The sequence below is a fragment of the Roseateles sp. genome (assembly GCF_036404855.1).
GTDB lineage: Bacteria > Pseudomonadota > Gammaproteobacteria > Burkholderiales > Burkholderiaceae_C > Pelomonas.
Map to the genome: position 1 here is coordinate 1 of NZ_DASWYS010000084.1, position 8913 is coordinate 8913.

8 protein-coding genes are annotated in these 8913 nt (G+C 66.5%); 5 read left to right on the forward strand and 3 right to left on the reverse strand.

Translation table 11 applies throughout. The features are described 5' to 3' along the window. Both VGF12_RS05635 and VGF12_RS05640 read left to right on the forward strand, forming a co-directional pair. A partial coding sequence (locus VGF12_RS05635) for a methyl-accepting chemotaxis protein (protein ID WP_331175064.1) occupies window positions 1-523 on the forward strand: 523 nt, incomplete at its 5' end. A gap of 94 nt (window positions 524-617) precedes the next feature. Then, the gene (locus VGF12_RS05640) at window positions 618-2501 is read left to right on the forward strand and encodes a DUF3857 domain-containing transglutaminase family protein (RefSeq protein ID WP_331175065.1); all 1884 of its coding nucleotides are present in this window, start codon (window positions 618-620) and stop codon (window positions 2499-2501) included. A gap of 10 nt (window positions 2502-2511) precedes the next feature. On the opposite strand, the gene ahr is transcribed toward VGF12_RS05640, so the two are convergent. Next, window positions 2512-3525: an NADPH-dependent aldehyde reductase Ahr gene (ahr, locus tag VGF12_RS05645; RefSeq protein WP_331175066.1), complete on the reverse strand. Its 1014-nt coding sequence runs from the start codon at window positions 3523-3525 to the stop codon at window positions 2512-2514. 116 nt (window positions 3526-3641) lie between these two features. On the opposite strand from ahr, the gene VGF12_RS05650 reads away from it, so the two are divergent. Further along, the gene (locus VGF12_RS05650; RefSeq protein ID WP_331175067.1) at window positions 3642-4373 is read left to right on the forward strand and encodes a hypothetical protein; all 732 of its coding nucleotides are present in this window, start codon (window positions 3642-3644) and stop codon (window positions 4371-4373) included. 7 nt (window positions 4374-4380) lie between these two features. Here the strand turns inward: VGF12_RS05650 and VGF12_RS05655 are convergent, their stop codons facing one another. Next, entirely contained in the window at window positions 4381-5922 is a 1542-nt protein-coding gene (locus VGF12_RS05655) for a fumarate hydratase (protein ID WP_331175068.1), read from the reverse strand. 87 nt (window positions 5923-6009) lie between these two features. On the opposite strand from VGF12_RS05655, the gene fumC reads away from it, so the two are divergent. Both fumC and VGF12_RS05665 read left to right on the forward strand, forming a co-directional pair. Then, window positions 6010-7395 carry a class II fumarate hydratase gene (gene fumC / locus VGF12_RS05660; protein WP_331175069.1) on the forward strand — a complete coding sequence of 462 codons (1386 nt, stop codon included), beginning with the start codon at window positions 6010-6012 and terminating at the stop codon, window positions 7393-7395. A gap of 132 nt (window positions 7396-7527) precedes the next feature. After that, entirely contained in the window at window positions 7528-8190 is a 663-nt protein-coding gene (locus VGF12_RS05665) for a DUF4082 domain-containing protein (RefSeq protein ID WP_331175070.1), read from the forward strand. A gap of 87 nt (window positions 8191-8277) precedes the next feature. Here VGF12_RS05665 and VGF12_RS05670 read toward each other — a convergent pair whose 3' ends face one another. Next, on the reverse strand, window positions 8278-8877 hold the full coding sequence (locus tag VGF12_RS05670) for a TIGR00645 family protein (RefSeq protein WP_331175071.1): 600 nt from the start codon (window positions 8875-8877) through the stop codon (window positions 8278-8280). Window positions 8878-8913 lie beyond the last annotated feature (36 nt).

Genomic DNA, 8913 nt, shown 5'->3' on the forward strand with positions numbered 1-8913 from the left:
CCAGGTGGTGACCACCATGGACCAGATCACCACCAGCTCGCGCAAGATCGCCGACATCACCGGTGTCATCGACTCCATTGCCTTCCAGACCAACATCCTCGCGCTGAACGCGGCGGTGGAAGCGGCCCGAGCGGGCGAGCAGGGGCGCGGATTCGCCGTCGTTGCGAGCGAGGTGCGCTCGCTGGCCCAGCGCAGCGCCGAGGCCGCGCGAGAGATCAAGCAGCTGATTGCCGAGAACATCGAGAAGATCTCGGGCGGCAGCCAGCAGGTCGAGCAGGCCGGCCAGACCATGGCCGACCTGGTGCGGCAGGTGCAGCGCGTCAGCAGCCTGATCGGCGAGATTTCCACGGCCACGCGCGAGCAGAGCGGCGGCCTGGGTCAGGTCAGCCAGGCCATGGGCCGGCTGGACGAGGTGACCCAGCAGAACGCCGCCCTCGTTGAGGAAAGCACGGCCGCTGCCATGAGCCTGAACGAACAGGCCTCGCGACTAGAGGGGCTGGTGGGCGTATTCCGGGTGCGCTGATCTGAGCACTTAGGTTTTGACGGTCCGCTCGACGGGCGGTCCCCATTCCGCTGCAGAATCCGCCCACCAAGGGCACCAAGACCAGGGAGGTCGGATGACGCAGAAGAGGATCACAACGGCAGGGGCCGCGTTGGCCTTATCCCTGTTGGCCAGCGGAGCCTGCCTGGCTGCCAAGCCGTCGCGCGAAGCGACGGACCTGCCGGCGCGCGTGGAACTGCACACCGAACAGCATGTGGCGGCCGAGGACGGGACCGAGGTCAGCACCTACCGCAGCGTGACTCGCGTGCTCAAGGCCGAGGCGCTGGACAACCTGCGCCAGCGCACCATCTCCCACAGCGCCAGTGCGCAGAAGCTGGAGATCGTCGAGGCGTTCACGCGCAAGGCCGACGGCCGCCGCATCAAGGTCCCCAAGGGCAACTACCAACTGCGCACCGCTTCGGGCAACAAGGGGGCGGCGGCGCTGTTCTCGGACTGGAATCAGACCACGCTGGTCTTTCCCGACGTGCAGACGGGTGATGCGGTCGAGCTGAGCTACCGCATCGTGACTCGCCAGCCGCTGTTTCCGGGCAAGTTCTCCCGCGAGGGCAGCTTCAGCCGACAGTACGCCTTTGACAAGGTGAGCATCACATTCGACGCGCCGGCCGGCATGAAGCTGCTGCATGAGGCGCGGCAGATGGAATTCAGCCAAAAAGTCTCCGGCAAGCGGCAGGTGCTAAGTTGGACGTTCAGCAACCCCAGGCCCGTGATCAGCGAACGTGCCGACTACTCGGTGTACGACCCGAGCGCCGACCCAGGCTATGCGATTTCCAGCTTCGAGAGCCAGCGCGAGATCGTGCAGCGCTACGTCGAGCGCGCGGCGCCGAAGGCGGCAGTGACGCCGCGCATCCAGTCACTGGCCGACCAGATCACTCAAGGCATCGAAGACCCTCGCGCCCAGACTCAGGCGCTGTTTGACTGGGTGGCGCGCGAGATCGGCTATGCCGGCAATTGCGTGGGCATCGGTGCGGTTGTGCCGCGCGACCTGCCGGTCGTGCTGGAGAACCGCATGGGCGACTGCAAGGATCACGCGACGCTGCTGCAGGCATTGCTGCAGGCCAAGGGCATTGCCAGTCAGCAGGTGCTGGTCAATGCGGGCTCGATGTTCAAGCTGCCCGCGGTACCCGTGCTCAGCATGGTCAACCACGTCATCAACTACGTGCCTTCGCAGGGACTGTTCCTGGACTCCACCGATGCCGAGACGCTTTTCGGCGACCTGCCGGTGATGGTGCAGGACAAGCCGGTGCTTGCCGTGACGGACGACGTACCGGCGCGCACGCCCAAAGACGGCGGGCGCGCCACCCAGCGGGTCAAGGGCGTCTACCGCATCGCGGCAGACGGCTCGTTCCAGGGCGAGATGACACTGCAGGCCCAGGGGCGCTTCGGCCAGCAGATGCGTGTGGGACTCAAGCAATTGAACAAGGACCAGCTGGACACGGTCGTGAAGCGGCACTTCGAAAGCTCCCGCATCCCGGCGGACGGGCAGCTGACCAAGATCTCGGACCTGCAACGCCGCAGCGACGACTTCAGCTACGAGGCGAAGTTCCAGACCCAGCCGCTGCTGCGCCTGGGCGCGGCCGGCGCCTTTGGCATCGGGCCCATCCTGTTCAGCTCCGCGCCGGTCCCGGCCTATGCCCAGTACGCCGTGAAGCCGGCGGAGGACCACCAGACGTTGTGCTTCTCCTCGCACAGCGAGGAGGAGTACGAGGTCACGCTGCCAGACAACATGCAGGTTCTGTCCGTGCCGGAAGGCATTTCCGTGAACAGCCAACTGGTCAGCTATGAGAGCAGCTACAAGCTGGAAGGCAGGGTGCTGCACATCAAGCGCAGCGTCACCGACCGGATGCCGGGCAACGTCTGCGAACCCGAGGTCAATGCGGCCTACCGCGAGGCCATGCAGCCGCTGCTGAACGACTTGCGCCAGCAGGTGCTCTACAAGTAACGGCGCAGGATCAGAAATCCGCGTCCAGCACGACGCGGTAGCGGGCCTTGCCCGAGCGCAGGTGATCCAGCGCGTCGTTGACGCGGCTCATGGGGAAGCGCTCGACCTGCGGCAGGATCTGGTGGCGGGCGGAGAAGTCCAGCATCGTCGCCAGCACCGACGGTGGCGGCGTGGGCGAGGCAGAGAGGCTCTTCTGCCAGGACAGCAGGCCGCCGCTCTTGAGGCTCAGCGCGTCGGTCACGACGCCCACCATGTGCATGCGGCCCTTGGGTGCCAGCGTGCCCAGCAGCGCATCCCAGTTCAGCGCAGCGCCGACGGTGATGAGCAGGAAGTCCAGACTGCCGGCGGCGGCCTTCAGTTCGGCCTTGTCGACGCTGGAGACGGTCCTGTGCGCGCCCAACGCCAGCGCCTCGTCGCGCTTGGACGGCGAAGACGTGAAGGCCGTTACCTCGCAACCCCAGGCGCGCGCGAACTTGACGGCCAGATGGCCCAGGCCGCCGATGCCAACGACGCCGACACGGTCGGTGGGCTTGATGGTGTGCAGCACGAAGGGCAGGAACACCGTGCCGCCACCGCACATCAGCGGACCGGCGGCGACGGGGTCCAGTGCATCGGGCAGCGGGAGCGCCCAGGACCAGTGCGCGCGCAGCCGGTCGGCGAAGCCGCCGTGGCGGCCGATCAGCGTCGGCTGGCGCTTGCCACACAGATGCTGCTCGCCACCCAGGCAGAAGTTGCAGTGCGTGCAGCTCCCGGCATGCCAGCCCACGCCGACGCGCTGGCCGATCTGGCGGCCCTTGGCGCGCGGGCCCAGCGCGGTGATGCGGCCGACGACCTCATGGCCCGGCACGACGGGGTAGTTCGCCGGGAACCACTCGCTGTCGATCATGGCCAGGTCGGAGTGGCAGATGCCGCAGTGCTCGACGGTGATTTCGACATCCTCGTCGCCCAGCGGTCCCGGGTCGAAGTCGAAGCGTTCAAGGGGGCCCCCGGCGGCGAGGGCAGCATAGGCGCGGATGTCAGTCATGCAGTGGGTCTCCGGGTGAACTGCGGCGATTGTTTCCCGCCACGGCCGCGTGCGGTGCGGCATTTTCGGCGTGCATCGCACTAGACTGGTGCGGGTTGCGCCAATCGGGAGGTGGCATGCGGGCGATGTGGATGTTGGCCGGATTGCTGTCTGCCGGGATGGCGGCCGCCGAGCCGGTCAAGCTGAGGCTTTGCACCTCCGACGTGCCCTTTTATCCGTACTCCATGCCGGACGGCAGCGGGCTGTTCCAGCGCCGGCTGATGGCACTGGCAAAGTCGCTGAATGTCGAGGTGGTGGCGCACGTGGCGCCCCGCGCGAGGTGCCTGCAGCACAGCCGCAACGGCGAGGCCGATGCGCTGATCGGCATCTTCTCCGCAGACCGCCTGGACTGGATGGCCTACCCGATGCGCGGCGGAGCGCCCGATGCCGAGCGGGGCCTGGGCGCGGTGCGCTTCGTGCTGTACCGCCGGGTCGGCACGGCCTATGGGTGGGATGGACGGAAGTTCCTGGGCCTGGGCACGGAAAAACTGGGCCTGCAGTTCGCCTATGCCTATGGCCCGCAGCTGGCGGCCCAGGGCGTCGCGGTCGACGATCGCGCGACGTCCGCCGAGCAGTTGATGGCCAAACTTGAACGCGGACGGGTGGCACTGGTGCTGATGCAGGAGGAGCAGGCCAAGGTGCTCATCGAGCACCGGCTGGCGGGCCGCATCGAGCCGCTGGAGCCGCCGTTCGGCACCCAGACCTTCTACTTGATCGTGAGCCGTGACTTCCAGAAGCGGCATGCCGCGCTGGTGCAGAAACTCTGGGCGACCCACCCGCCTTGGGTGGCGTCGCGCGAGGTCCACTGACGGCCGGTCAGGCTGTGGCGACCGGGATGTTGATCGCCTTGCCAGAGGCGATGCGCTGCTTCCACTCGGCCGGGCCGGTGATGTGGGCGCTGGTGCCGTTGGCATCCACGGCCACAGTCACGGGCATGTCCACGACGTCGAACTCGTAGATGGCTTCCATGCCCAGATCCTCGAAGCCGACGACCTTGGCGCCCTTGATGGCCTTGCTGACCAGGTAGGCGGAACCGCCCACGGCCATCAGGTAAGCGCTCTTGTGGTTCTTGATGGACTCGATGGCGACGGGCCCGCGTTCGGCCTTGCCCACCATGGCGATGAGGCCGGTCTTGGCCAGCATCATGTCGGTGAACTTGTCCATGCGCGTGGCGGTGGTGGGGCCGGCCGGGCCGACGACTTCGTCGCGCACCGGATCGACCGGACCGACGTAGTAGATGACGCGGTTGGTGAAGTCCACCGGCAGCGGTTCGCCCTTGGCCAGCATGTCCTGGATGCGCTTGTGGGCGGCATCGCGGCCGGTCAGCATCTTGCCGTTCAGCAGCAGCGTGTCGCCGGGCTTCCAGCTGGCCACCTCGGCCGGCGTCAGCGTGTTCAGGTCGACGCGCTTGCTCTTGTTGTAGTCGGGCGCCCAGTTCACGTCGGGCCACAGGTCCAGGCTGGGCGGTTCGATGTAGCTGGGGCCGCTGCCGTCCAGCACGAAGTGAGCGTGGCGCGTCGCCGCGCAGTTCGGGATCATCGCGATGGGCTTGCTGGCGGCATGCGTCGGGAAGGTCTTGATCTTCACGTCAAGCACGGTGGTCAGGCCACCCAGGCCTTGCGCACCAATGCCCAGCGCATTGACCTTCTGGTACAGCTCGATGCGCAGCTCTTCGAGCTTGTTCTGCGGGCCGCGCTGCAGCAGCTCGTACATGTCGATGTCTTCCATCAGTGCCTGTTTGGCCAGCAGCGCGGCCTTCTCGGCCGTCCCGCCGACGCCGATGCCCAGCATGCCCGGCGGGCACCAGCCGGCGCCCATCGTCGGCACGGTCTTCAGCACCCAGTCGACGATGTCGTCGCTGGGGTTGAGCATGTAGACCTTGCTCTTGTTTTCGGAGCCGCCGCCCTTGGCCGCGACGATGACGTCCACCGTGTTGCCGGGCACTACCTCCATCTGCACGACGGCGGGCGTGTTGTCCCTGGTGTTCTTGCGGGCGAAGATGGGGTCGTCCAGCACGCTGGCGCGCAGCTTGTTGTCGGGATTGAGATAACCCTGGCGCACGCCTTCGTTGATGGCGTCCTCGATGCTGCCGCTGAAGCCTTCCCAGCGCACGTCCATCCCGATCTTCAGGAACACGTTGACGATGCCGGTGTCCTGGCAGATGGGGCGCTTGCCTTCCGCGCACATGCGGCTGTTGGTGAGGATCTGCGCGATGGCGTCCTTGGCGGCCGGCGAAGCCTCGGTCTCATAGGCGCGGGCCAGGTGGGCAATGTAGTCGGCGGGGTGGTAGTACGAGATGTACTGCAGAGCGGCAGCAACGCTGTCGATGAGGTCTTGCTGGCGGATCGTGACGGTCATGGCGGAGTCGGGTGAGGATGGACTGCGACCCGGATTATCCGGCGCCATGGCCACTATGCTGCTTACAGCCCGCGAGGAGACCCCGTGATGAACACCCGCATCGAGCGCGACACCTTCGGCCCCATCGAGGTGCCGGCTGATCGACTATGGGGGGCGCAGACGCAGCGCTCGCTGCAGAACTTCGACATCTCTGGCGAGCGCCAGGCGCCCGAGCTGATCCGTGCGCTGGCCCGCGTGAAGCGGGCGTCGGCCGTCGTCAACCATGCGCTGGGGCTGCAGGACGCGAGGAAGACCGACGCCATCGTGGCCGCGGCCGACGAGGTGATTGCCGGCCAGCACGCCGACGAGTTTCCCCTCGTCGTCTGGCAGACGGGATCGGGCACGCAGACCAACATGAACGTCAACGAGGTGCTGGCCAACCGCGCCAGCGAGCTGCTGGGCGGTGAACGCGGGGAAGGGCGGCTGGTGCACCCCAACGACGACGTGAACCGCAGCCAGAGCAGCAACGACGTCTTCCCCACAGCCATGCACGTGGCCGCCGTGCAGGCGCTGCAGGAGCGCCTGCTGCCGCCGCTGCGTGCGCTGCGCACGACGCTGCAACAGAAGGCAGACGCCTTCGACGGCATCGTCAAGATCGGCCGCACCCACCTGCAGGACGCGACGCCGCTGACGTTGGGCCAGGAAATCTCGGGCTGGGTGGCGCAGCTCGCCCAGGGCGAACGTCACGTGCTTGCGGCATTGCCGCATCTCCAGGAGTTGGCACTGGGCGGCACGGCCGTGGGCACTGGGCTGAATGCACCCAAGGGCTATGCGCAAGCCGTGGCCGCCGAGCTGGCAAGACTGACAGGTCATCCCTTTGTGACGGCGCCCAACAAGTTCGAGGCCATGGCCTCCTGCGACGCGCTCGTGCACGCCCATGGCGCGCTGAAGACACTGGCGGCCAGCATGAACAAGATCGCCAATGACGTGCGCTGGCTGGCCAGCGGCCCGCGCAGCGGCATCGGCGAGATCCGCATCCCGGAGAACGAACCGGGCTCATCCATCATGCCCGGCAAGGTCAACCCGACGCAGAGCGAGGCGGTGACCATGCTGGCCGCCCAGGTGATGGGCAACGACGTGGCCATCAACATCGGCGGCGCGTCCGGCAACTTCGAGTTGAACGTGTTCCGCCCGCTGGTGATCCACAACTTCCTGCAAAGCACCCGCCTGCTGGCGGACGGCATGGCCAGTTTCAACAGGCATTGCGCCGTGGGTATCGAGCCCAACGAGGCCCGCATCACCGAGCTGGTGGAGCGATCGTTGATGCTGGTCACGGCGCTGAACACCCACATTGGCTACGACAAGGCCGCACAGATCGCCAAGAAAGCGCACAAGGACGGCAGCAGCCTGCGCGAGGCCGCGCTGGCGCTCGGCCATCTCACCGCCGAGCAGTTCGACGCCTGGGTGGTGCCGGCGGACATGGTGGGGCGCTGACGCGGGGCGGCTGTCGGGATTCCTGACATGGTCTCGCCGGCGGATGTAAAAAACTCTTTGATATCAACGGCTTGCCGCTCTGGATCAAACCTTGCTTGATGGGCTCGGGAACTTTCCCAGGAGGGGCTCATCATGATTCGATCCACAAGGAACTGGCTGGCGGGTGTCGCGGTGTCTGCGGCTGCGATCTGTCTTCCGATGCAGGCCATGGCGGCGCCTGCCATCTCGATCTCCAACATCTCGGGCCCGACTTTGGGCAACGGGCCTTTCACGCTGGGCTGGTCCTTCACGGTCAACAGCGACATCACCGTCACGGCGCTGGGCGTCTTTGATGCCGACCAGGACGGCCTGGCCGAGCGCCATGCCGTGGGCCTGTGGAGCAGCGGCGGGACGCTGCTCGCCTCCACCATCATCGGTGCAGGCACGGCCGATCCCCTGACTGCCCAATTCCGGTACTCGGGCATCACGGCGCTGACGCTGACTGCCGGCGAAACCTACACCATCGGTGCGGTCTGGAACAGCCTGCTGGACGGACTGGTCTACCCGGGCGATGCGACCGATTTCTCCACGCCCGCGGACATCTCGTTCGTGGAGACCCGCTTCGTGGAGGGGGGCGCCCTTGCCGATCCCACGAGCAATGCCGGCGGTACGCTGCCGGCCTATTTCGGTCCCAACTTCCTGTTTGATGCGGCCGGCACCGTGCCGGAGCCCGCCAGCCTGCTGCTGGCCGGCCTGGCCATCGCGGCACTGCTCGCCTCGCAGGCGCGCAGGCGCAGCGCCAACACGCTGCGGTGAGGTTTCGGCGGCGTCGCCGTCACCCCGGTTGAAAAAACGCCCCGGTCGCGCTGCAACCGGGGCGTTTCTTCTGGATCGTCAGTGTCGTCAGTGCTTGCCGGCCTCCGCCCCGTGAGCGGACAGGTCCAGCAGCCGGTCGGTGTAGGCGATGGCCATGGCCGACAGCAGGAAGGCGACGTGGATGATGGTCTGCCACATCAGCATCTTCTCGTCGTAATTGGCCGCGTTGATGAAGGTCTTGAGCAGGTGGATGGAGCTGATGCCGATGATGGACAGGCCCAGCTTCACCTTCAGCACCGAGGCGTTCACATGGCCCAGCCACTCGGGCTGGTCCGGGTGGCGGTCCAGGTTCATGCGTGACACGAAGGTCTCGTAGCCACCGACGATGACCATGATCAGCAGGTTGGAGATCATCACCACGTCGATGAGTCCCAGCACCACCAGCATCAGGATGGTCTCGTTGAGCTTGTCCGGCACGGCTTCGGCGCGGTAGCCGATGCTCTTGACCAGCAGCTCCAGCGCATGCTTGTCGCCGAAGGCCGCCTCGATGAGGTGCAGCAGCTCGGTCCAGAACTGGAACACGTAGATCGCCTGTGCCAGGATGAGGCCGATGTAGAGCGGCAACTGCAGCCAGCGGCTGGCAAAGATCAGTCGGGGCAGGGGGCGCAGTTGGGGATCGGTGGGCATGGGCTGAGACCGGACAACAATGGCGCGGAATTCTAG